The 22454-nt window shown below is 65.8% G+C and carries 18 protein-coding genes and 1 pseudogene; 7 read left to right on the top strand and 12 right to left on the bottom strand.

Annotation, left to right across the window (positions count from 1 at the left end):
* Positions 1-205: 205 nt before the first annotated feature.
* From SALLO_RS0113955 to SALLO_RS0113935, 5 genes are all read right to left on the bottom strand, one after another.
* The gene (locus tag SALLO_RS0113955; RefSeq protein WP_022836920.1) at positions 206-733 is read right to left on the bottom strand and encodes a hypothetical protein; all 528 of its coding nucleotides are present in this window, start codon (positions 731-733) and stop codon (positions 206-208) included.
* An 87-nt stretch (positions 734-820) separates the two neighbouring features.
* Positions 821-2182: a PAS domain-containing protein gene (locus SALLO_RS0113950; protein WP_022836919.1), complete on the bottom strand. Its 1362-nt coding sequence runs from the start codon at positions 2180-2182 to the stop codon at positions 821-823.
* Between the two features lie 288 nt (positions 2183-2470).
* Positions 2471-3274, bottom strand: a complete 804-nt coding sequence (locus tag SALLO_RS0113945; RefSeq protein WP_022836918.1) for an ABC transporter permease — start codon at positions 3272-3274, stop codon at positions 2471-2473.
* Positions 3271-4152 (bottom strand): ABC transporter permease subunit, encoded by an 882-nt coding sequence (locus tag SALLO_RS0113940; RefSeq protein ID WP_022836917.1) that lies wholly within the window; start codon positions 4150-4152, stop codon positions 3271-3273. The genes SALLO_RS0113945 and SALLO_RS0113940 overlap by 4 nt, the downstream gene beginning before the upstream one ends.
* The gene (locus SALLO_RS0113935) at positions 4149-5363 is read right to left on the bottom strand and encodes an ABC transporter substrate-binding protein (protein ID WP_022836916.1); all 1215 of its coding nucleotides are present in this window, start codon (positions 5361-5363) and stop codon (positions 4149-4151) included. Before SALLO_RS0113935 ends, SALLO_RS0113940 begins: the two co-directional genes overlap by 4 nt.
* Before the next feature lie 145 nt (positions 5364-5508).
* Here SALLO_RS0113935 and SALLO_RS17455 point away from each other — a divergent pair, with 145 nt between their 5' ends.
* The 3 genes from SALLO_RS17455 to SALLO_RS0113920 all read left to right on the top strand — a co-directional run bounded on the left by SALLO_RS17455 (position 5509) and on the right by SALLO_RS0113920 (position 6802).
* Positions 5509-5730 (top strand): DUF433 domain-containing protein, encoded by a 222-nt coding sequence (locus SALLO_RS17455; protein ID WP_051141467.1) that lies wholly within the window; start codon positions 5509-5511, stop codon positions 5728-5730.
* A gap of 326 nt (positions 5731-6056) precedes the next feature.
* Positions 6057-6302, top strand: coding sequence for a hypothetical protein (locus SALLO_RS0113925; protein ID WP_028567283.1), 246 nt, complete (start codon positions 6057-6059; stop codon positions 6300-6302).
* The gene (locus SALLO_RS0113920) at positions 6287-6802 is read left to right on the top strand and encodes a hypothetical protein (RefSeq protein ID WP_022836913.1); all 516 of its coding nucleotides are present in this window, start codon (positions 6287-6289) and stop codon (positions 6800-6802) included. Before SALLO_RS0113925 ends, SALLO_RS0113920 begins: the two co-directional genes overlap by 16 nt.
* A gap of 107 nt (positions 6803-6909) precedes the next feature.
* Here the strand turns inward: SALLO_RS0113920 and SALLO_RS18990 are convergent, their stop codons facing one another.
* From SALLO_RS18990 to SALLO_RS0113905, 4 genes are all read right to left on the bottom strand, one after another.
* Positions 6910-7131 carry a type II toxin-antitoxin system PemK/MazF family toxin gene (locus SALLO_RS18990; protein ID WP_157621528.1) on the bottom strand — a complete coding sequence of 74 codons (222 nt, stop codon included), beginning with the start codon at positions 7129-7131 and terminating at the stop codon, positions 6910-6912.
* Positions 7118-7558, bottom strand: a complete 441-nt coding sequence (locus SALLO_RS0113915; RefSeq protein WP_022836912.1) for an ImmA/IrrE family metallo-endopeptidase — start codon at positions 7556-7558, stop codon at positions 7118-7120. Before SALLO_RS0113915 ends, SALLO_RS18990 begins: the two co-directional genes overlap by 14 nt.
* A 607-nt stretch (positions 7559-8165) precedes the next feature.
* Entirely contained in the window at positions 8166-11663 is a 3498-nt protein-coding gene (locus SALLO_RS18015; protein ID WP_022836911.1) for a PAS domain S-box protein, read from the bottom strand.
* Between the two features lie 218 nt (positions 11664-11881).
* The gene (locus SALLO_RS0113905; protein ID WP_022836910.1) at positions 11882-15154 is read right to left on the bottom strand and encodes a UvrD-helicase domain-containing protein; all 3273 of its coding nucleotides are present in this window, start codon (positions 15152-15154) and stop codon (positions 11882-11884) included.
* A gap of 149 nt (positions 15155-15303) precedes the next feature.
* Between SALLO_RS0113905 and SALLO_RS0113900 the strand changes: the two genes are divergently transcribed.
* The 4 genes and pseudogenes from SALLO_RS0113900 (at position 15304) to SALLO_RS17440 (ending at position 18641) form a co-directional block, all read left to right on the top strand.
* Complete coding sequence (locus tag SALLO_RS0113900; protein WP_022836909.1) at positions 15304-16101, top strand: phosphorylase family protein; 798 nt, start codon at positions 15304-15306, stop codon at positions 16099-16101.
* A gap of 313 nt (positions 16102-16414) precedes the next feature.
* Positions 16415-16720: pseudogene (locus SALLO_RS18845) on the top strand (lamin tail domain-containing protein); the annotation flags it as partial.
* Positions 16715-17455, top strand: coding sequence for a T9SS type A sorting domain-containing protein (locus SALLO_RS18010; RefSeq protein ID WP_323806860.1), 741 nt, complete (start codon positions 16715-16717; stop codon positions 17453-17455). The pseudogene SALLO_RS18845 and the gene SALLO_RS18010, both read left to right, overlap by 6 nt.
* A gap of 136 nt (positions 17456-17591) precedes the next feature.
* Positions 17592-18641, top strand: a complete 1050-nt coding sequence (locus tag SALLO_RS17440; protein WP_022836907.1) for a phosphotransferase family protein — start codon at positions 17592-17594, stop codon at positions 18639-18641.
* Here the strand turns inward: SALLO_RS17440 and SALLO_RS0113885 are convergent.
* The 3 genes from SALLO_RS0113885 to SALLO_RS0113870 all read right to left on the bottom strand — a co-directional run bounded on the left by SALLO_RS0113885 (position 18625) and on the right by SALLO_RS0113870 (position 22090).
* Positions 18625-19902 carry a T9SS type A sorting domain-containing protein gene (locus tag SALLO_RS0113885; RefSeq protein WP_169577941.1) on the bottom strand — a complete coding sequence of 426 codons (1278 nt, stop codon included), beginning with the start codon at positions 19900-19902 and terminating at the stop codon, positions 18625-18627. The genes SALLO_RS17440 and SALLO_RS0113885 overlap by 17 nt on opposite strands.
* A 510-nt stretch (positions 19903-20412) precedes the next feature.
* Positions 20413-21114 carry a hypothetical protein gene (locus tag SALLO_RS0113875; protein ID WP_157621524.1) on the bottom strand — a complete coding sequence of 234 codons (702 nt, stop codon included), beginning with the start codon at positions 21112-21114 and terminating at the stop codon, positions 20413-20415.
* Between the two features lie 58 nt (positions 21115-21172).
* Complete coding sequence (locus SALLO_RS0113870; RefSeq protein ID WP_022836903.1) at positions 21173-22090, bottom strand: hypothetical protein; 918 nt, start codon at positions 22088-22090, stop codon at positions 21173-21175.
* Positions 22091-22454: the final 364 nt, after the last annotated feature.

Raw genomic sequence — 22454 nt, 5'->3', positions numbered from 1 at the left:
CGGCCTACGTGGGCGTTGGCCTTGTGGCGCTGACGGGCTACGGGGCGCGGGTGCAGCGGCTGCTGCGGACGCTGGAGGTGCTGGCGCAGGCGCGGGGCGTGCTGGCAGACGAGAGAGAAGCCCCCGCGTCGCCCACGCACGATTGAGGCGCGTCGTCCGATCCTCAGCCGGATGACGGCGGGCCGGACGTCGCTTGGCCCACCGCCTATTCCGACGCGGCCGCCGCGTCGCGCAGCGTTTGGAGGCGTTGCCGCACCTCCTGCACGAGCAGCTGGGCGGCATCGTCGGACGCCGGCGCCGTAGCCGCGAGGTCCGCGATAGCGTCGGAGAGCTCGGCAATGAGTGCGGCGTCGGAGGTGGTGGTGGCGACGGTCGTGGGCTCTGTGGGCGGCGCGTGCGCAGCGGCGGAGGTGGCGGCCTCCTGCAGCCGGTCGTGCGCGGCGGCTACGGCCTCTAGGGCCTCGTCGACGGCCGCGCGTTGGGCTACCACGGCCCGCTGGGCCCGGCGCCGCAGCGCCTCGCTTCCCTGAACCGCCGCCGCGGCCTCCAGCGGATCGGCAAAGCCGCAGGTGCGCAGCTGGCGCTGCATCCGGTGGTTGTTGCGCAGCGCGCGCCGCATCAGGTGAATCTGGTGCAGGGCGCCGTCGGGGTGGGGCGCGCCCAGGCTGTTGCACAGCACATCGGTGATGTTGCGGGGCCGCTTCGTTGCCGGCTGGTTGGGTACGTTGGCCATAAAACGCGCAGTCGTGGTCGAGCAGCAAGAGAAGGCGCTGGTGCGCTGCAAGCCGCGCCTCTTGATCGTGCGTTAATGTTAGTGCCTCTATGAGGGACGCGCCATCAGGATCCAATTAACCGAGTATGCGGGTTTGCGGTGGAGGTGCACGTTAATCACCACCGGTCCCTGGGTAGGTGTGATAAAGGTGTACGGAAAACGGATGTCCATGGCCTTGCCGGCGACGCCTTTCCGGAAGCGCCCGCGAAACAGGTTGTTATCGGTGCTGGGGACGAGATCGAAGAAGTTTCTGCCGTTAATGGAGGTGCGGGTGGCATGGGCCGGCAGTACCGGCAGGGCGAGGGCAGCGTCGTTGGCAAACCGGATAATGCCGTCGTCCTGTACGCACAGCAGGCCCACGGGCAGCTCGGCAAGCGCCTCGGCCGACATTCTTTCCAGCCGGTCGAGGGTGTCGGGATCGGTGAGGGGCGGTGTATCTTCGACCACCAATTCTCTGTTGGCAGCTTCCGAGGCTTTCGCAAGAACGTTGATGTCCGTCGATTCTTCCGCTTCGGCGGCGGGTTTTTCGTTTGTTGGCGTGGGAGCTTGTTCGAGCAGCTCGTCGAGTGTTGCCGCGCCGTAGGCCCGCTTGAGGGTGTCGAGGTGCTGCGCGTACTGGCGGTTGCGCTGGCGGAGCTGGCGGATGCGGCGTTCCAGCAAGGCATCGCGGGTGTGCTGCTGCTTGGCCGCTGCAGCGGGGGCGTCATCAGACGAGGCGCGCGCTTCATCAGAGGCGGAGGCATCGTACAGGGCCTCCAGCTGGTCGCGCATGTTGGCAATCATGCGGGCGGCGTGCTCGGGCGGCACGTCAGCGGCGCGCAGGGGGCGCACCACCGCGTCGAAGCGTTCGGTGCGCTGCTTGAGGGTTTGGAGCGTATCGTGCAGGGCCTCCACGTCGGCGGGATCGGTAATGTCAAACACGTTGCGTACGCGGGCAGCGAGGGCGCGGTCGTCCGTGGCGCTCGTTGCGGCGCGGGCTTCGGCCTCGTCGAGGGCCGCGAGCACATCGGCCACGCTGGTAAACCCGGCGCGCGTGAGCTGCTCCTTCTCGTCGTACAGGTGGTTGAGCTGCTCGTTGAGGCTACGCACCCGCTCGATGCCCTCGTCAAATCCATCCACGCCCAGCGCATCCAGCAGGCGCTGCCCGCGCGCATGCATCTCGCGATACGCCTCGGCGACGGGCGTTTCCGCGCCGTCTGTGCTCAGTTGCTCGATGAGGGTCGTGTGGCGCGTGCGCAGCCGTTCGAGGCGGTTGTGCAGCTCGTGCAGCACGGCCTCCACCTCGCGGAGCGGCACCACGTCGTCATCGGTGGGCGGTGTCTTGTCGGTGCGTGGCGCCTCGTCGGGCACGGCCGACGATAGGGGAAGGACCGAGGCGGCCGAATCGGTGGATACGGAAGGGTTCATCATGGGAAGGAGGGCTTCGGAGGGGGGAGACACCGCGCGCACCACAACGTGCGCCAATAGCGCAATGCATCTGTTCAAACAACAAAAAATATGCCGTCCATGCTTTGGGGGCGTGCAGGGGGAGGAGACGGGACGAACATGCGGCGAATAGACTGCACGAGGGGTCCTCAACTGGCGCCGTGACGGATGGGACAAAGCACGGGCGTGCGACGCCCTTTCCCCCAAACGCTGTTATTTTACCCGGCGCGATGGGGCCGGTGGGTTATTTTGCCTACACTGTGTAGGACACATCTACACCGGACCGCTTGCGGTCTGGCGAAAGAGAAGGCGTTTGTTGAGCCACAACAGCAGCGCCGGCGGCAACACGAGCAGGCAGCTCGCGAGGGCCGCGTAGTACATGTTGGCCTCGTTGACGTACGCAAACACGCGAAGCGGCAGGGTTTGCACCTTCCCCGCGCCAATGAGGAGCGTAAGGCCGTACTGAAACCAGGAGATGAGGAACGTCTGGAAGAAGCAGATGAGCAGCATGGGGCGCGCCATGGGCAGCAGCACCCGCCACAGGGCTTGCAGCGACGAACCGCCCAGTGTGTGCACAAGCGCTTCGTAGGCCTGCAGGCGGTCGTTCCAGAACGCGCTGAAAAGCACGATGCTAAAGCCGTACGCAAACATGCTTTGCGCAGCAATGACGCCCACGGTGGTGCCCACCAGGTGCAGCTGCAGGTAGAGGTACATGAGGCACGTGCCCAGGATGACGGGCGACATGACGAACGGCACGTACGCCAAAAAGAGCAGGCCGCGGCGGCGCGGATGGTACGCCACGAACTTGCCCGTGAGGAATCCGGCGAGCGTTGCGATGAACGCGACGGTGCTGGAGATAAGAACCGACTGCACGAAGCTTCCGGCCAGCCCCGAGGCGCCGGTAAGCACGCGCATCCACAGCCGCAGCTGCAGGTTGCCGGGCACGAGGCGCGGAAACGCCCACGACTCGACCACCGACAGCAGGAGCAGGTAGGCAAACGGGAGGAGGCACAGCGCCGCCACAAGCAGGGCTACGACGGGACGCAGGCGCACCGAAAGGGCAGAAGAGCGCTTCATGTGGTCACCTCCGAGGGCCGCGCATAGCGAAACGTATACACGAGCACGCTCAGCACGAAGGCCGTGTACAGCAGCGCCACGATGAAGGCCTCGGGCCGGTCGCCCAGGTTAAACCGCTGAAACTTGCGCAGGGTAAGCACCGAGAGCATCTCGGGCGACTGGCGTCCCAGCAGCAGCGGAATCTCGTACGAGCCCAGCGTGGCAATAAACAGCAGCGCGATGTTGGTGCGCGAGCGCCGCAGGAGCAGCGGCAGGGTAATGCGCCGCAGCGCCTGCCAGCGGCTGGCCCCCAGCGCAAACGCAGTGCCCTTGAGCGCATCGACGCGTTCGCCGTTGTAAATCTGCACAAAGAGGAGCGTGAAGAACGGCACGGTAAGGCCCAGGTGGGCGAGCAAGATGCCGATGCCGTAGCGGTCGTGCACAACGCTCGGAAACGCCGACGCCTGTTCGATGACTCCGAGCGCGAGGGCGATGCGCGCCATGTAGCCCGACTCGGCAAAGAGCTGAAACACCAGGAAGGCGGCCACGGTGGCCGGCAGGGCCAGCGGAAAGTAGATGACGTACGACAGCGCGCCGTATTCGAGCGGGCGGCGCAGGTAAAGCGCGAGGGCCAGGGCCAGCATCACGGTAAGGACGACGACGGTAGCGGCAAGGTACACGCTCCACCCCAGCGACCACCACACCACGGGCGTTCCCAGCACGGCGCGCCAGTGGGCAAGCGTAAAGCCGTCGGCCATGAGGCCGGTCCAGCCCACGCTGTATGCGGCGGCGTAGCCCAGGCTAAAGCCGATGGGGAGCAGGGCGCCCACCAGAAACAAGAGCGCGCCGCCCAGCCCCCACCCGTCGCGCGTCCACGGCCGATGCGCGTTGCTGCTCACGAGCCCAGCACCTCCGTCCGAAAGTCGTCGTACAGGCGAATCATGTATTCGGGCGCCAGCTCGGGCAGGGCGCGCTGCTGAAGGGCGCGGCGCGGCGGGGCGTGCGTGCGTTGCTGGGCCGCCCGGAAGCGCGCGGGCCACGGGGCGGGCAGCGAGTCGATAGCGAGCACGGTGCCATCGCCCCACACGGTGGGCTTTAGCTTTTGCAGCTGCGCCTTGGGCGACAGCAAGAAGTTGATCGTCACCAGCGCGGCGGCCTTGTTGCGGGCCCGCTTCGGGATGCCCCAGTAGTGACTGTTTTGGATGCTGCCGTAGGCGGGCACGTACGCCTGGGCGGTTTCCGGAAAGACGCCCTGCAGCACCTTGTTGTCGACCTCGCCGTCGTTGTTGCTCATGGTGAAGTCGACCGCGCCCTGTGCAAAGAGCTGGTGCTGCTGCGCCACCGACCGCGGAAACGACGTGCCGTTCCTCCACAGGTGCGGCTTGAGGCGGTTCACGTAGGCCCACAGCTTGGGCGCGTATCGCCGATAGGCAGCGGCGCGAAACGGCCCATCGAGGGCGTCCACGCCGCCGGCACTGTCGATGAGCCACATCTTGAGGAGCGTCATGCCCGTGAAGCCGGTGGGAAAGGTGAACTGCCCCGGATGCGCCTTGACCCATCGCAGGAGCGCGGCCCGCGTGCGGGGCGGCGTTTCCACGCGCGTCGTATCGTAGATGAGCGTAAACTGCACGTTGCCCCACGGCGCCTCCATGCCGTTGATGGGCTGCTGGAAGTCTTTGGCAATGAACGGGTTGTCCAGGTTCAGGTACTGCGCGTTGGGCAGCTGCTTTAGGAACGGCCCGTACAGCGCATCAATCTGCCGGAGCTGATAGAAGCTCTCGCCGTTGATCCAGGCCATGTCGTACGCGCTGAAGGCGGCCCCGGCCTCCTGTTCGGTCATGAGCGCCGAGACAATTTCGCCGCCCTGCGCGGAGATGAGGTTGAGCGTGATGCCGTAGCGCTGCTTGAGGTGCGGCGCCACGTAGGTTTGCATGTAGTCGTTGATGAAGGGGTCGCCCATCCACAGCGCCACGTCGACAGTCGCGCCGCGTGCAGAGTCGACGGTGGCGCTCCACGACAGCCCGCGCGGATCGGAAGGCGGCGGGGCCTCCGACGCGCAACCGCCCCCCAGCAGCGCCAGGAGGCCAACGATAAACCAGGAACGCAGCATGGCACATCCCATGAGTGCAACAAAACAACGAGCCGGAGGCTACACGAACCAACCGGGCGTATCGTTGCATGCGTGCGGCGCGAAGGCAAAACGTTACAGCCCGGCCAACGGGCCAATGGGTTGATGGGCAGGTGCTGCATCCTGCATGTTAGATGCAAAGGGCTCGGAAGAAATGCCGCGTCAGCATCCGCATCTTTCCCTGGCACAGATCCGCGCAACGCTCGCGTATTACGGAGATCACCGCGACACGCTCGACGCCGAGATCGAGCGGCGTGCCGAGGACGTGGACACCCTTCAGCAGCGCATGCCGTCTCCTCCTGTCATGGAGCGGCTGCAGCGTACCAAGCGCTGTCATGGCAGAACCTGAGAGGAGGCGCGCGACCTCGTTGGCATCAAGTTGCTCGACGCTTCGCATCGTGTGGAAGACCCGCGTTCGGTGGATCTCTCCGAAGTGAATGGGGCGATGTTTTGATAAAGTGGTCCCGCATGCAGCGTTGAGCGCAACCCGAGCGCCAGCACCTACGCGACCGCTTCGAGTGCTACTGCGCTCGCTGCAAGCTCGGGTTCGCGCGGGTGGGGTGATTGGGAATGGGAGAAAGGGGGGGGTGAACAGATCAACTTCTGCTTGTGCGGGGCGTACACACTATGTTACAATTGTTGACACTCCGCGGCATGCAGCAAAACAGGAAAGCTATGAAAGACACGCTCAAGCGGCTGGAACAGCTCTCGGCCGAGACAGGACTTTCGGAGGACGAGGTGATCGCCAAGGCCGTCCAGTCTGGCATTCACCAGCTCTGGCGTGAGCACACGCTCGCGGCGTATTTAAAAGAAAACCTATCGCGCGAGGAGGCGATCGAGCAGGTCGGGATCGACTGGGTGGAGGTGGCCGAGCGGCAGCGGGACGCCATGAAAGAGGATCTGGCATGGGCGCTGAAATAGGACCTGCCATTGCCGATGCAGGGCCGCTCATTCACCTTCATGAGATCGGGTGCCTCTCGTTCCTGCAGCTATTCAGCGTGTTGCACGTCCCCGATGCGGTGTGGAATGAGACGGTTGGGCAGGGGCGCGTTCCACCCCATCAGATCGAGTCGCTGGATAATGTTTTGCGTCACGCGGAACGCGGACAAGACGTACAGGCATTCATCGATCAGGAATCGCTCGACGATCTTCAGTATGGCGAACAGGCCTGTTTGTGGCTCCTTGCGCAGCAAGAGGATTCGCTCGTCTTGACCGATGATCTGGCCGTGCGAGACGCGGTGAAAGAGCGAGGCGGGACGCCCGTTGGTTCGCTGGGCATCGTCGTCAGAGCGTACCGCGCGGAATGCATCGACCTCGACCGGGCCGAACGCCTACTGCGTCGCCTTCACGAGGACAGCACGCTCTTCGTCACGGAGGCCATTGTCGATCTCGCTGTCGAGCAGTTGAGGCGTCGCTCGTGACGAGCGCCTTCGCCACTACTACGCTCGCCGCAAGCGGGTCTTCGCAGGTGGGGTGATTGGGAGCGGGAGAAGGGGAGAGCAGGAGCCCACGGGTGAAGCGAGGATGGTTACTTGTATTCGATAACGGCGGCCACGGCCGCGATGATATTCTCCAGATCGGCGCTGGCGATACGTCCCATCCGGTGAACGAAACGCGATGTATCGACTCCTCGGATCTGTAGCGCATCGGCCGCTGATACTTTGCTGGGGCCGTTCGGCTCGGTAGGCCGCAGCCGGACGCGCCAGATCGCCCCACGTCTCGGGCTGGGTGATGTGTTATCCGTCGCCATAGTCTACGAGGTTGCCTCCTTGCCATGCTTGTCGGTCTCCAGTGGTCTCCTCATAGTGCTCTTTGACAGCCTCGGCCTGCCGGGCCAGAATCTTGCGCCGCTCCTCCATCGGCAGGTCCATGAACGCGCGACGCTTGACGAGCGGACCCGGTGCGCCCTCTTCGTCGATGGATTCGCCCAGCAGCCGTTCGGCTTCATCTTGAGAGAGCAACTCCTCGGAATATGCCCGGAGGACGCTGCGCCGGAGCCACGTTGGACGCTCGGAGTCCATCGCTTCAGGCTCTGCTTTTCGCCAGCCCATGGTGTTGATGTGCTTGAACCACTGCGTGTAGTGGTGCTGGGAGATGATCTCCAGATCTTTCATGCGGTAGAGCAGTGCCTGCATGCTCATCCCGAAATAACGCTTGAGCAGGAGCAGTTCCTGCACCTGAATGGAGCGGCGCCGCGTGCCGAGCTCGCGGATCGGAAGGCGGCGGGGCCTCCGACGCGCAACCGCCTCCTAGCAGCACCAGGAGGCCAACGATAAACCAGGAACCCAGCATGGCACATCCCATGAGTGCAACAGAACAACGAGCCGGAGGCTACACGAACCAACCGGGCGTACTCGTTGCATGCGTGCGGCGCGAAGGGAAAACGTTACAGCCCGGCCAACGGGTTGACGAGCAGGCGCCGCATTTCGTATGTTGTACGTAAAGAGCCGTGGCCCTGGATGGCGGAACGTCGTCGTCCGGCACCGGCCGGAGCAATTGGCGCAGTACACAAGGGCCCATTACGAATGCAGCGTCCCGTGAAGTATTTGGTATTGCAGAGTTTAGTCGAATGTCGTCGTCCCCTTGGGGGTTGTGCGCGACCGAGGGGCGACGACATGACGTGCCGCGCAGACGCCTTCCAACCCGCACTCATTTGCATTTGGACGGGATTCTTTGCAAAATAGGGTAGGCTTTTAATCGCACCTTTGAGGTATTGAAATAAGTCGCGGGGAGGCAAAGATAGAGTTGAGAATCTCTTTTAATCGCACCTTTGAGGTAATGTCGTCACGTGGCAGCCGGTAGCTTCACGGTGAACGTGGTGCCTTGGCCCTTGGTGCTTTCCACGGCGATGGAGCCGTCCATCAGGTCAATCAGGCGTTTGGTGATGGTGAGGCCGAGGCCCGTGCCCTCGAAGGCGCGCGTGTCGCCGGTCGATTCTTGCTTGAACGCTTCAAAGAGCTGCGGGAGGAAGTCTTCGCCGATGCCCACGCCGGTATCGGCCACCGAGAGGACCCCGCGGCCGTCGGTTTGGGCAAGGGCCACCGTCACGCGGCCGTCGGGCGGGGTAAACTTGAGCGCGTTGCTCACCAGGTTGGACACCACGCGCTGCAGCGCGGCCCGGTCAGCATGAAGCTGCACGGCATGATCGGGGCGCTGGAACGCCAAGCGAACGTCGTTGCGGGCGGCCTGCGCCACAAACGATTCCACCACCTCGCGTACCTCGGCCGTGGCGTCGACGGCTTCGGTGTGCAGGCGCAGCGAACCGGCCTCCAGCTGCGAGAGGTCGAGGACCGAGTTGAGCGTTTCGAGCAGGCGCTTGCCGCTCCGGTTGATAATCGAGGCGAAGCGGTGCGGCGCGTCGCCCAGCTCCATGTCGGCCAGGGCCTCGGCAAAGCCAATGATGGAGGTGAGCGGCGTGCGAATCTCGTGGCTCATGTTGGCGAGAAAGGCCGACTTGAGCTGGTTCATCTCCTCGGCGGTTTCCTTCGCGGCAATGAGTTCCTCCTCGCGCCGCTTGCGCTCGGTGATGTCGAGCACGGTGCCGGTAAGGCGCAGCGGGGTGCCGTCTTGGGCGGTATCGACCGCGCCGCGCTCGTGCACGATGCGCGTCTCGCCATCGGGCCGGCAGATGCGGTACTCCACATCGAGCGTGTCCCCGCTATCGATGGCATGGCGTTGCTGCATTCGCAAGCGGGCGCGGTCGTCGGGATGTACGCGGGCCATGAAGCCCTCGAAGGTAATGGTCGCCTGGGCGTCGTAGCCAAAGATGCGCCGGGTTTCGTCGGACCAATACAGCGTCTCGCGCACGAAGTCGCGCTCCCAGCTGCCCAGGTTGATGAGCTCTTGGGCGCGGGCCAGGCGCTCGCGGCTGTGCAGCAGCTCCCTGCGGGCCGCGCGGGCCTCGGTGATGTCGTCTAACACGAATACGGCGCCGTACAGGTGGCCGTTCGCGTCGCGTAGGGGGGCTCCGTTGATGGAAAGGACGCGCCGCGTGCCGTCGGGCCACGACAACGCCAGTTCCTGGTCGTGCACCGGATGGCCCGTATCCATCACGCGGCGAAAGGGCAGCTCCTCGTCGCCAATGGAGCCCTCATCGACGGCCGTCAGGTTCCAGGCGGTGTCGTTGTAGGTGCGGCCTTGCAAGACCTCGGGCGTCACCCCCAGCACGTCTTCCACCCGCGCGCTGGCAAAGGTAAAGACGCCCTCCGCATCGAGCGTCACAATGGCGGCCGGACTCGCCTCAAAGATGTTCTGCAGGAGCTTTTGCTCCCGTTGCAGCGTCTCGGTGGCCTGTTTGCGCTCGGTGATGTCCAGATGGGTGCCCACCATGCGGCGGGGCGTGCCGTCGTCGTTCCATTCCAGGATCTTGCCCCGATCCAGCACCCAACGCCACGAGCCATCGCGGGCGCGCAGGCGGATCTCCAGGTCGATGCCCGAGATTTCGCCCTGCGCGTGCCGCTCGATGGCCGCGTGAATACGGGGCAGGTCGTCGGGATGGACCAGCGACTCGAAGAAGGCCTCCGTCGGTTTAATATCATCCAGCGTGTAGCCCAGCATGTGCGCCCAATGGTCGTTGTACACCGTATGGCCGGTGTTCATGTTGAGGTCCCACATCCCCAGGTCGGCCCCGTCGAGGGCCAGGGCGAGCCGCTCGCGTTCTTCCTTGAGGGCCTCGCGGCGCTGGTACGCCTCCGTCACGTCGCGAAATACCATCACCACGCCCAGCAGCGTCCCGTCGGCCGTGCGGGTGGGCGCCGCGCTGTCGGCAATGTGATGCGTGGTTCCGTCCCGCGCGGTGAGGACGGTGTGGTTGGCCATGCCTACGGTGTGGCCCTCGCGCAGCACCACATCCACCGGACTCTCGACGGGCGCGCCGGTTTGTGCGTTGTGGAGGGGAAAGACCGCGGCGAGCGGCTGCCCGCGCGCCTCCTCATACGTCCAGCCCGTGAGCTCCTGGGCTACGGCGTTCATTTCGGTGATGCACCCGTCGGGGTCGGTCGCAATGACGGCGTCGCCGATGGAGTTGAGCGTCACCGACAGGTACTCCTCCCGCTCGCGCAGGGCGCGCTCCATCGCACGCTCTTGCGACACGTCGCGCTGCGCCGACACCCAGTGGGCAATGGAGCCGTCGGGGGCGTGCACCGGCGCAACGTTCCAGCGCACCGTAAACGGCGTGCCGTCCTTCCGGTAGTTCACCGTCTCGCCCCGCCAGGACTGCCCCTTTTCCAGGGCGCCGCGTAGCGAGTCCAGCACCGCCGGGTCGGTATCGGGCCCATGCAACACGCGGGGCGTTTGGCCGATGACCTCGTCGGCGGTGTAGCCCGTCATGCGCTCAAAGGCCGGGTTGACGTACTTGATGCGGGGGCCGGGCGGATCAAGCGGCGCGCCTTCGGTGATGACAATCGACTCGTTGACTTGCTCGATGGCCTGCGAGAGGCGCCGCAGGTGTTCCTCGTTGTCTTTGCGTTCGGTGACATCGTTGAAGTACACCGAGAGGCCGCCGTCGTCCATCGGAAACGCCGAGACCTCGAACCACGTCTCCAGCGGCGGAAAGTAGGCGTCAAACTGCACGCTCGTCTGTGTATCGACGGCCCGGTGGTATTCCTCGTAAAAGGGGAGGTCGACGGCCTCCGGAAACTCCTCCCACACGTTTTGGCCGATCAACTCCTCCCGCGAGCGCTGCAGCAGCGTCTCGGCGCGTTCGTTGAGGTACGTGAACCGCCAGTTACGATCCACCGCAAAAAAGGCATCGGTAATGCTCTCCAGCACGTCGAGGCGGTGCTGGTGGGCCGCCCGGTAGTCGAGCGTGTCCATCACCACAGCCGCCAAGTCGCGCAGGGTCTTGCGGTCTGCTGCCGAGACGGCCGCCGGCGGGCGCGGGGTATCATCGAGGACGCAGAGGGCCCCCAAGCGGTAGCCATCGGGCGTGATGAGCGGCGCCCCGGCATAAAAGCGCACCGGCGTTTCGTCGTCCAGGAGCGGCGGCAGGTCAAACCGGTCGTCGGCGGTTAGGTCCGGGACGACAAAAATGTCGTCTTGGCGGATGGTGTGGACGCACACGGAGGCCTCCAGCGGATGCTCGGTGGCGGGAACGCCTACGCGGGCCTTGTACCATTGCCGCTCGGCATCGATGAATGTGATGAGCGCGCCCGCCGCGTCAAACAAGCGCGCCGCGAGGTCAGTCAGCCGGTCGAAGGCATCCTCGGGCGCACTGTCCAGGATGTTGTACCGCGCCAGGGCCCGCAGGCGGCGGGTACTGGAAGGACGGGAAGGGTCGGTCATGGGAGCCGCATCGGTGCGAGGGGAGACCGTTGCATGAGGCGCGGCCGCAGCATTCAGCGAACGCTTGCCGGATTCACGCGAACCGCATGATTTTTATCGACGGAGAATCAAAATAGGTTCACAATCGCATCAAACGCAAGATGAAGGGCGCGTGCTTGCGTGTTTTCTTGCTGTATGTGGATGATAGCCGTATGGCATGGGCCAACAAGTACGTGCTGCTACATTCGGTCGGACATATCGGTTTCGTGGAGGAGGGGGGGCGGCACGTCGTTCAGGAAAGGCGAGCGGCGGCGGTGGCCCTGGCGGGCCTCGGTGTTGTACGAGAGCACGAGGTGCTGCATGGCGCGCGTCATGCCCACGTAAAGCACGCGGCGGCTCTCGCGACGGGCCTGCTCGGTGTCGGCATGCCAGGGCGGAAAGGCGCTTTCGTGCACGCCCATACACAGCACGCGCTCAAACTCCAGCCCTTTGGCGCTGTGGTAGGTGGAAATCGTGACCACGTTTTCGCCCAACGACGTGTCGTCGGGGCCCCACAGGGCCCAGTACGTGAGGAGATCGTCGATGGCGTCGGCTAGCGGCAGGTGCGCGTGCGGGCGGATGAGCGAGGCGATGCGTTGCGTGAGGCCGGGCGGATCCATCGACGAGGCCCGCTCGCCCCGCACGGCGGCCGCGGAGAACAGCGCGTCCTCGATGGCCCGAAAGAACGGCCGTTGCCGCACCGCATGCAGCAGATCGCGCGCCAGGAGCGTGCGCAGGTCGTCGCGTACGGGCGATGCATCGCGGGCCGTCCACAGGTAGCCCACCCGCAGGAGCGCAGCGGCATCGTCGTCGAGGCGGTCGGGCGGCGGGGCCTCGTAGAACAGCGCCGCCAGCACCAGCGGCAGCAGCGGCTCGTGGGCCATCAGGCGTTGTTGGCGGGCGCGCTCGGTTTGCAACGCCGCCAGCACGGCCTGCTGATCCTCGCAGTCGGCCAGGGCCCGGTGGGCGGTGGGGCGCGCCTCGTCGAGCAGCGTGGTGCGGAGGTGCTCCATCGCGTAGGAGGCCAGCGACGGAAAGAGCTCGGCCGCGGCAGGCAGCATGTCGTACGTCACGGTCCACCGGGCGTCCACGGCATCCGCAAACCGGTCGCGCAGGCGGCGCAGCACGCGGAAGTCGAAGCGCTGGCCATTGTGCGCCACGAGCGGGGCCTCATCGGCGAACGCACAAAACGCGGCCCACGCGTCACGTAGCGGCACCGCCGCTTCAAAGTCGGTTGCCGGATCGAGGCCGCACACGGAGCGGAGGGTCGCTGCCTCGTCGGCGGTGAGGTCGTCGGGTAGCGCCACCAGCCGCTCGAACCGGTCGACCACCGCGCCGTCGGTCACGCGGATCGCGCCGATCTCGGCCACGCGGCACCGGGCCGGATCGGCGCTGGTGGTTTCCAGGTCCACCATCACGTAGTCGTCGAACAGCGGCGCCCGTGCATCGCCGGCCGTTGTTTGTTGCAGCAGCTTGAACAGACGCACCGACGGCGTGGCCCCCGCCTCCGGCGTCCCCACCGCGTGAATGCGCTCCGGCTGAAGGCCCAGCAGGCGCAGCCGCTCGTCGGGCACGTCGGGGGCGGGGCGCAAGACGATGATCGTGGGAGCGCTGTTTAGGCCGTTGGGCTGGCCTTCGATCCATTGCACAAAATCGCCGAGGGACGGCGTGAGTACCACATCGTCTGCGGTGAGCGGGCCCTCGGGCGCAGCGGGATCGGCAAACAGCGCGGTGGCCACATCAGGAACGGGCAGCGGCGGGGCGTCGGTGAGGGCGCGCCACACGAGCTGCCGCCACAGCCGGGTGATCTGCGTGGTGGGATGGTGGATGAGCAGGCGGCGGGTGTCGCGGCTGCGTTGCCACGATTGGAGGGCGCGCGCCGCGGGGTGTTGTCCGGGCAGCGTAGCCGGATCGCGCAGCACGTCCACTTCGGGCTTTAGCAGCTGCAACGGATCGCCGAGTTGCTGGAGCGCGCTCTCCACAAAGGCCTCCACGGTTTGACCCGGTTGGGCGGCCTCCTGCATGAGGTTCACGATGAGCGCGTAGGCATGCTCCAGCGCGCCCCGCTCGGCCGTCAGCCCGGCCCGTTCCATCGCCGACGGCTGGTTGAGGAGCGCCTGAAACGTGCCCCACAGGTGCATGCTTTCGGTAGACCGGTGAAACTGTTCGAGGCGCGCCCAGGCATCGGGCGGTAGGAGGCGCTGCAGGAGGTCGGGCAGGCCAGCGGCGTGCACAAACGAGTCGTTGCCGGCAAGCTGCGCCTGGGCCACGCGCAAGAGGGCGCGCAGCTTGCGCAGCAGCGGGCGCTCCAGCAAGGCATCGGTGCTGCTGGCCTCGCACGGGATGCCGGCCTCCAGGAACGTGCGCTCCAGGTCCTTCACGATGCTGTTCCACGGCGCGAGCACGGCCAGGGCCTTCGGCTCGGCCCCTTGGTCGCGCCAGCGCTGCACCACCCGGCGCGCGAGGTCGATCTCCTGCGCTTCGGTGGCACAGGCCAGCACGTGGATGGGCGCCTCGGTGGGGTCTTGGGTGCGGATGGCCCCGCGCGTTTTGAGTCGATCGTCGGGCGAGAGCACCGCTTCGGCGGCGGCGTAAATGGAGCGATTGGAGCGGTAGTTGGTGCTTAGCACGTGCTGCGTGCCGTTGGCGACGCTGCATCCAAAATCGTCGATGTACTGGCGCACGTTCTCGGGGCGCGCGCCGCGGAAGCGGTAGATGGACTGATCCTCATCCGCCACGCAAAACAAGTGGGCGCCGGCGGTGGCGAGGCGCTTGAGCAGGGCGTACTGCACCGGATCGGTGTCCTGGAACTCGTCGACGAGCAGCGCCGGAAAGCGCTCGGCCACGGATTGCGCGACGTCGGGGTAGCGATGCACCACGGTGCGCGCGTTGGTGAGCACGTCGTCGAAGTCCAGCGCGTGGCGTTCGTTGAGCATGGCCTCGTAGGCGGTATGGGCCTGCACGAGCCGCCGCCCGCGCAGCGACTGCTGGTTGAGCTTAAACTGACTCACGTGGGTTTGCACCGCGCGCCACGAGCGGAGGTCGTGGTCGTAGCACCACGACTTGTTGTCCTCGAACCACCGCTGCCAGTACGCATCGAGGACGGCCTGGTCGGCCACCACAAAGTCGTCGGGCACCTCCACGCGGGCGCCGTGGCTGCGCAGCACCGTGTAGCAGAAGTGGTGGATGGTGCCGGCGTGCACGTGCTGGACGTCTTCCGGCTGCATGAGGTCGTCGGCGAGGCGCTCCTTGAGCTGCCGGCCGGCGCGGTTGGTGAACGTGATGAGGGCGAGCTTCGACGGCGCAAAGCGCTCCGGGTCGGTGTGGTGGAGGTACGCCGCGCGGCACACCAAGACGCGCGTTTTGCCCGTGCCCGGTCCGGCAATGACGAGCTGCGGATCGAGCGTGGCCGTGACGGCCGCCCGTTGGGCGTCGTTGAGGGGCGGAAAGGAAGCGGGCAGCGAAGCAGCCATGCAACGAGGACGTTGAAAACGGAAGGCCGGAGTGGGAAGTGCTACGGAACAGAAGCGGGCGGCGTTGCGGCGCGCGCTAGCCGAACCACGTCCGCCGCTCCGGTTTGGTACGGACGGACGTTTTCTTTTTTCCATCCGCCTCCGTTTCCATGACCGCTTCCGCCGACTGCGTTGCTGCCATCGTGGGCAGTGCCTTTACGTTGGAGCTGCTCGCGCCGCTCAATCCCACCCCCGAATCGGTAGACACGCCGCATGGGACCTGGACGCTGCATCGCCTCGCGGCCCTCGACCGGCCCGCGTATGTGTCGTTTCGTCACGGCTTTCCGCATGCGCGCCTGCCGCACCAGATCCCGTACCGCGCCCAAGCCGCCGCCCTGCAGTCTGCAGGCTGCGGCGCGCTCTTGGTAACGAGCTCCGTGGGCGTGCTCGCGCCCGAGCTGCCGCTGTATACGCCGCTGGTGGTGGGCGACCTGCTGACGATGGACAACCGCCTGCCGGACGGCTCGGCGTGTACGATGTTTGCGCGGCCGAGCGATCGCCACGGCCACTTGGTCCTCGACGATGGGCTCTTCTCCTCGGCGCTTACCGACGCGGTGCGCGCGCACCTTCCCCCGGCCACGCCCGATGCGGCGGTGACGTTTGGCTACGTGGGCGGGCCGCGGGGCAAAACGGCCGCCGAAAATCGCATGTGGGCCCGGCTTGGGGCCGACGTCAACTCCATGACCCTCGCGCCGGAGGTCATCCTGGCCAACGAGCTGGAGATTCCGTGCGCGGGCCTTGTAGTGGGGCACAAGTACTCGGTGCCCGGCCGCGCCAACCCGGCGAGCGATGCAGACGTGCAGCAGACGCTCGATGACTCGCGGGCCGCGCTGCGACAGGCCGTTACCGATGTGCTGCAGCAGGTGGACCCCATGCCGTTTGGCAACCATCTCTTTCGCTTCGATTGATGCCGGAGCGGCCCCGGATGCACGCGGGCGTTGGAGGGCTTCCGATGAGATTAGCATTGTATTACGCCCTCGCAATTTACGTGACTTTTTGTTACACTTAAATATGTTGCAAATGCTTCCTGTATTTCATGGAAGATATGCGTGCGGACGGCCGCTGATGCGCCATGGGCGTTCTGCTATCTGCAACCTAAGCGATAGGCTCTACTCCTAACCTCTACAAACTCTTATGCATCGATCGATACCGTATTGCATACTTCTTGGTCTTTTGCTGTGGCTGCCCGCGGCCGTGCACGCGTAGTCGGCGGGCGACCTCGTCATCAGCGAGTTTATGGCCAACCCGAGCGCTGTGAGTGATAGTGACGGCGAATACTTCGAGCTGTACAACCGCACAAACGCTGCCATTGACCTCAACGGCTACACGTTTTCCGATCTGGGGACAAACAGCTTCACGGTAGGCACGCAAGTTACGGTGCCCGCGGGCGGATTTGTGGTGTTGGCGCGAAGCAGCGATCCGCTGGGCGATGGCAGCCTCACGCCCGATTACGTATTCTCCGGCATGTCCATTGCCAACAGCGACGACGAGATTATCGTGACGGCGCCGGGCGACACCGAGGTGTTTAATCTAACGTACAGCGACGGCGATCCCGGCGGGTCGGGCGTGGCGCAGGTCATTGACAACATCAACCAGGACGGTGCAGACGGCCAGGTCACCGGCGCCGACTATGTCGACGCAACGAACGAGCTGTCCAATGGCGACTTTGGCTCGCCGGGCAGCCTGGGCGCCACCACGCTGCCGGTGGAGCTCACCAGCTTTCGGGTGACGGGCGACGAGCGCGTGGCGCGCCTGGCGTGGACGACGGCCTCGGAGACCAACAACGCCGGGTTTCGCGTGCAGCAAGCCACCGCCACGGGAGCGTGGACGACGCTCGGATTTGTAGCGGGCCGCGGTACCGTGCAGACGCCCTCCACCTACACATTTGCCACGCAGCCCCTGGCACCCGGCGTGCACCGCTTCCGCCTGGAGCAGGTGGATACCGACGGCACCACCGCATTTTCCCCGGTGCGCACGCTCCGCATCGAAGCGCGTCAGGTGGTTACCCTGCAGAGCGCAAATCCCCTGCGGCGCTCGTCCACTGCACGCCTGCAGATTGCGGTGGAAGCCCCGCAGCAGGTAACGGCGGCCGTGTACAACGTGCTGGGACAGCGCGTGCGTACGTTGCTCAACCAGCCGGTGGGCCCCGCACAAGCCGTTCGCGTGCAATTTACACCGCAAGACCTGCCGAGCGGTCTCTACTTTGTGCGCGTGACAGGCGAGCAGTTCAGCCATACCGAGCGCATCACCATCCTCCGGTAGGCACCGGTGAGCGCTTGGAGGTGCGATAGAAGGGATGGGGCCGCGCGCTCTCCATCCCTTTTGTTGTGGGCCCCGCATCATGCCGGATTGGCGTGCGTGCAAGCGCTGGATCTGTCATGCACCGTACGCTTTGCCTATGCGCCCCGACGCCCTTTCCGATCTTTTGCCCACGCTGCTGCCGACGCACGCACCGTTTGGCACGCCCGTGCCGCTCCCCGGCGGACTCCTGAATCACGTGTGGCGCGTGCCCACCACCCGCGGCCCGGTCGTTGTGAAGCACGCCCCGCCGCACATCGCCAGTCAGCCCGAGGTGCCGCTCGACCCGTCGCGCCTGACGTTCGAGGCGCGCGCGCTGGCTCTTTTCGCGCCGGAAGCCCCGCTGGCTGCCTTGGCCACGCCGTCGCTGCGTCCGCCCCGGCGGCTCGCGTTTGACGCCGCGCGTCACGTGCTCGTGATGGAAGACGTGCAACCGACCGGCGCCCTCGGCGAGGCGCTTGACGAACCAGCGGCCACGCCTGCACGGTGGGGCGCGGCCCTTGGGCGATTTCTGGGGGCTTTGCACCGCACCACACAAGGAGACGAGGCACTGCGCGAGCGCTTTTGGAATGAGCCGGTGCAGGATACGCGTTACAATGTTCAGTATATCGCAATAACAGACATTTTAACACGTTGTGGTATACCTGCGGCTGCAACGCTCGGCGCATCGGCTCGCGCCCTGGGCCGTCGCCTGCGCACGCCCGGGGGTTGCTTGGTGATGGGCGATGCCTGGCTGCCCTCCTTCTTGGTAACGCGCGGCGGCGCCTTGCGCTGTATCGACTGGGAGTTCTGCACCTTTGGCCATCCGCTGCAAGACGTGGCGCACCTCGAAGCGCACCTGTGGATGCACGCGCACCGCGGGCGGGCCGCCGATGCCGTCAATGCACTGCGCACGGCTTTTCGGGCGGCGTACGTCGAGACGCTGTGCGATGCGCGGGCCGCGCTGTGGACGCCCGCCGACTACGCGGCCGCCGGGGTTCACTTTGGCGCAGAACTCCTCGTGCGCGCTGCCGGGCCGTTCCAGGCCGGCTTTCTGTACGACGGCTGCGATCTCTTGCATCCGGCCGTGCAGTCTGCCGTTGACCGGGCCGTTCGCGCCCTGCGGGCGCCGGTCGACCCGGCCATAGCCTGGCTCAGCGCACGACGGTAAGCTTCTGCGTTTGCACCTGCCCGCCCGCCTGCAGGCGGAGGAAGTACACGCCGCTCGCCAGATCCTGCACGTCGAGCGTGAGCTCGTGGCGGCCCGGCCCCGCGGCCGCCCGCACGGTGCGCACCTGCCGCCCGAGCACATCGTAGAGCCGCAGCCGCACCGTCTCATCCGCAGTGCGCGCCGGTACGGCAAAGCGCACCGTCGCCTGCTGCCGCGCCGGGTTGGGGTAGGTGCCCAACAGCTCTAGCTGACGGACCGCTTCGCGCACCACCGTGATCGCCTCCGAGAAGGACGCGCTGCCGTCGGTGTCGATTTGCTTCAGGCGGTAGGCGAGCGAGTCCGCCGCGTAGGGCAGCTCCGTGTCGGTGAACCGGTAGGTTTGCGCCTCGGCCGTCGTCCCGGCGCCCGCGACAAAGCCCACGCGCTGCCACGTCGTCGCGCCCGTTTGGCGCTGGACGGCAAAGACGGCGTTGCCCGTCTCGGTGGCCGTCTGCCAGCGCAGGCGCACGCCGCCGCCGGTACGCGCGGCCTCCAAACGGACCAGCTCCACCGGCAGCGGCGTCGCATCGCCCGAGAGCGGTAGGTTGGAGAACTGCGCCTGCCCTGCGTTGCCGTTGACCGCGTTGATGACGCCTCCACTGAGGGCCAGCGCTGTCTCATCGGCCAGGTAGCCCGTCACCGTACCCTCTGCGCCGCTGGTGAACGTCACCGTCACAAACAGGTAGCGGGCCGCGGCCGGCAGCCCCGCGCTGAAGCCGTCAAACGTGAGCGGGCTCGGCAGGTCGGTTTGCGGGGTGAGATCCAGACTGGCCAACTTGGTGTCGGCCGCCGCGTCGAACTGGTCATCGTCGGAAACCCAAAGCGAGGCCCCATCCACGCCGGTGGCGCCAGGCGCGTCTGGGGTGACAGCGACTTTCGTCAGGTCGACACCGCTCTGACTCGACGTGAGGCGAAAGAGACCCATCGGCTGATCCGCCTGCCCGGGCGTGGCCGAAAAGGTGCGATCCAACCCGCCGAAGCCACCGCCGGTGACGGCCACCACCCGGGACTGTAACTCGTAGGCGCCGATGTCTACCTGGGCGGTGCCGTCGTCGCGCGTGGCGGCAACGCCGTCCGGGCCGGCTGGATTCGCCGCGTCGATGAACTGAGGATTGGCTTCGAGATTGGTGCTATTGGCAAAGCTGGCGCTATTGCCGGTATCGTCGAGGTAGGTAGTGGAGCCCCCATCCGCATCGACAATGCCCCCGGTTCCGTCATCCACGATGGTGTGGGACAGGGTCGGTGTCGCCTTAGATTCAGCGCTGTACATCGCGTCGCCGCCCGTGGCAGCGCTGTTGCCCCAAAGAATCGTGTTTGTTACGGTAGGGCTCGCCGGAGTACCGCTAGCAAAATTATAGATTGCGCCCCCCTGCTGGCCGGTGGTGTTGTTGACGAACGTCGCATTTGTGATTTTCGGATTCGCTGGTCGCCGCGGACGACCCTGTCCTCTGTTGAAGATCGCGCCTCCATCGAACGCCGCCGCGTTGCCCGCAAACACCGCGTTCGTGATCGAAGGCGATCCCGGACTATTCGCGATTGCCCCACCAAAACCGTCTGACGCGTTGTCCACAAACACCACATTTATCATCGTCGGGGCGGCGGTTTGGTTGGAGACCGCGCCTCCTTCACAGGCAGCCGTGTTGTTTGAAAACACGGTGTTCGTGATTGTGGGACTCGAGGCGCCGTAAAACCCAAAGTTTACGATGGCCCCGCCTGCATCACCAGAAACGTTTCACAAGAACTGCGCGTCCGCGATGCGAGGATTGGCAGCACCACCGGAGACGCCACTGTTGTAGATGGCCCCTCCATCTTCACTTGCTTGATTCCCAACAAACGCAATGTTGCGCAGCGTTGGGCTGCACGCATTTCCAGAACCTGCTCCGCCACAGAGCAGGCCGCCGCCGATGTTTTCGGGGAACGACCCGTCTGCCTGCCCGGCGGTCACGGTGACGCCGTCGATGACGGTGATCAGGGTGATCCCGCCGGAGGACCCGTCCAAAAACACGACATGATGGGCGTTCTCGTCGCCCGCGATGTCCGCAGCGTCCGCAATAATGCCGTCGCCGTTGGGGTCGGTGTCATCGCCGTTTAGGTCGCCGGAGAGGATCGTGCGGTGCTGCTTCGGGGCGCGCTGGTCGCGGCTCGTCTCGGTGCCCGCGAAGCCGCCGTAGAGCTTCACCCCGTCGATCGCGCCGGTAATCGTGAAGCTGTTGCCCTCGCTGTCGGGCGTGTAGACGCCCGCGGCAATCCAGAGCTCGCTGCTGGAGGTGGCGTTGTCGATGGCCGTCTGCAGGTCGGTGTAGGCGTCGGCCCACGAGGAGCCGTCGTTGGCCCCCGTCGCGTCTTTGTCGACGTAGATCTGGGCTGTGGCACCCGGCGTGGATAGCGCCAGCAATGCAAACAAGATAAGACTGCATCGGAGCGTAAAACGCACGATCTTGACTGACTGATTGGAGGGCTAAGCGATAGGACGGTGGACGTGCAACAACACATTAATCGTCCGTTGGCTGGGTGGCATTTGTGGCGGCAGACGAGAGCCGCGCCCGAAGCGCGCTCAGGGGGCGGCGCGTGCGCGTCGTGTCGTGGATGGCATACAGGCGCCCGGCGTGGTCCTGAACGTATGCCCTTCCGCCGCAGGCAAATAGGCCGCGGGTTGTTGTATCGGCGACGACCTGGGCGCGGCCGTCGGACCAACGGAAGACGCCCGTGGCTGCTCGAAAGAACACGGCGCCGCCAGCGGCCACCACCTGGGAGACGTCGCCCACCGGGCGGTATGGCGCCGGGATGCCCGGCCGCAAGGAGCGGTACCGCAAACGTCCGTGCGCATCGGGGCGGTACATTCCCAGCGCATCCTGCGCCCCCACGTAAAGGGTGCCGGACGAATCGCGGGCGACGGCGAAGGGCGTCGTCCGGTTGCCCGTGGGCAGGCTCCGCCAGCGTGCACCGTCGTACTGCTGCAGGCCGTAACTGGTCGCCAAGTAGAGCAGCCCGCGGTCGTCCTGCGCTACGTCCCACACCAGGCCGTTGCCCGCGTACGCCTGTGGCGTGATATGGCGTACGATGGGGCGTCCGCCTCGCAGCTGCGGCGTGGGCGTCGAGGGTGCAGAATCTGGCGGCCCGCCCGCCACGAGCAGCACGGCCGCGGCCCATCCCTGAAACGTGTCTGGCACCGCCACCGTCCCGTGCAGCGTTTGCGCCCCTTTCGTTATGGTGAGGGTGTACGTCGTGCCTGGCTTTACGTCGAGCGTATCGGTCCGATAGTTTGCGCGGCGAAGCACACCGTCTGTTGTGCGCGGCGTCTCGGCGGCCGCGCGGTTGTCGAAGCGCCCCCCGCCCACCTGCACCGTAGCGCCCTGAACAAGCGCCGACCGACCGGCCGGACAGCGGCCATCCTTGGTGGCGTGAGGCACTGGAGGCGCTAGGGACGCTGTTTCTCCCCATGGTGAGGTGCACAGCCCTGGCCGGTTCGCATCCGGCCTCGTCATCACAGCCTTCAGCAGCTGATAATGCGCGAAGACCGGAGGGCACGCCCGAATGGCGGGAAAACGGGGACGACCTGCCGGTCAGGGTGCTGGCCCGCGCTCCACTTCGCTCCAGCACGGAAACCCGTCAAATTGTGCGACGCCCGATCCTTGAACGAAGCTTTGGCGGAGACGATGCGCTACTTATGCGTCAGTGGCGCACAGCCGACGTGACGAAAAGCTCCGCCCCGCAATCGAGCCACTTCCTATCAAGAGACTAACAATCATCTTTCACGTATCCCCCAACCTGCAC

The organism is Salisaeta longa DSM 21114 (assembly GCF_000419585.1).
GTDB lineage: Bacteria > Bacteroidota > Rhodothermia > Rhodothermales > Salinibacteraceae > Salisaeta > Salisaeta longa.
Note: the sequence above shows the minus strand (reverse complement) of the source record. Positions and strands in the feature narration are given on the sequence as shown.

Bases quoted from the DNA above. Each gene is read 5' to 3' on its own strand.
- SALLO_RS18015 (WP_022836911.1), bottom strand. From the start codon at position 11,663: ATGACCGACCCTTCCCGTCCTTCCAGTACCCGCCGCCTGCGGGCCCTG.
- SALLO_RS0113920 (WP_022836913.1), top strand. From the start codon at position 6,287: ATGGGCGCTGAAATAGGACCTGCCATTGCCGATGCAGGGCCGCTCATT.
- SALLO_RS0113900 (WP_022836909.1), top strand. From the start codon at position 15,304: ATGACCGCTTCCGCCGACTGCGTTGCTGCCATCGTGGGCAGTGCCTTT.
- SALLO_RS0113925 (WP_028567283.1), top strand. From the start codon at position 6,057: ATGAAAGACACGCTCAAGCGGCTGGAACAGCTCTCGGCCGAGACAGGA.
- SALLO_RS0113945 (WP_022836918.1), bottom strand. From the start codon at position 3,274: ATGAAGCGCTCTTCTGCCCTTTCGGTGCGCCTGCGTCCCGTCGTAGCC.
- SALLO_RS0113955 (WP_022836920.1), bottom strand. From the start codon at position 733: ATGGCCAACGTACCCAACCAGCCGGCAACGAAGCGGCCCCGCAACATC.
- SALLO_RS0113950 (WP_022836919.1), bottom strand. From the start codon at position 2,182: ATGATGAACCCTTCCGTATCCACCGATTCGGCCGCCTCGGTCCTTCCC.
- SALLO_RS0113935 (WP_022836916.1), bottom strand. From the start codon at position 5,363: ATGCTGCGTTCCTGGTTTATCGTTGGCCTCCTGGCGCTGCTGGGGGGC.
- SALLO_RS17455 (WP_051141467.1), top strand. From the start codon at position 5,509: ATGTTAGATGCAAAGGGCTCGGAAGAAATGCCGCGTCAGCATCCGCAT.
- SALLO_RS0113905 (WP_022836910.1), bottom strand. From the start codon at position 15,154: ATGGCTGCTTCGCTGCCCGCTTCCTTTCCGCCCCTCAACGACGCCCAA.
- SALLO_RS17440 (WP_022836907.1), top strand. From the start codon at position 17,592: ATGCGCCCCGACGCCCTTTCCGATCTTTTGCCCACGCTGCTGCCGACG.
- SALLO_RS18990 (WP_157621528.1), bottom strand. From the start codon at position 7,131: ATGGCGACGGATAACACATCACCCAGCCCGAGACGTGGGGCGATCTGG.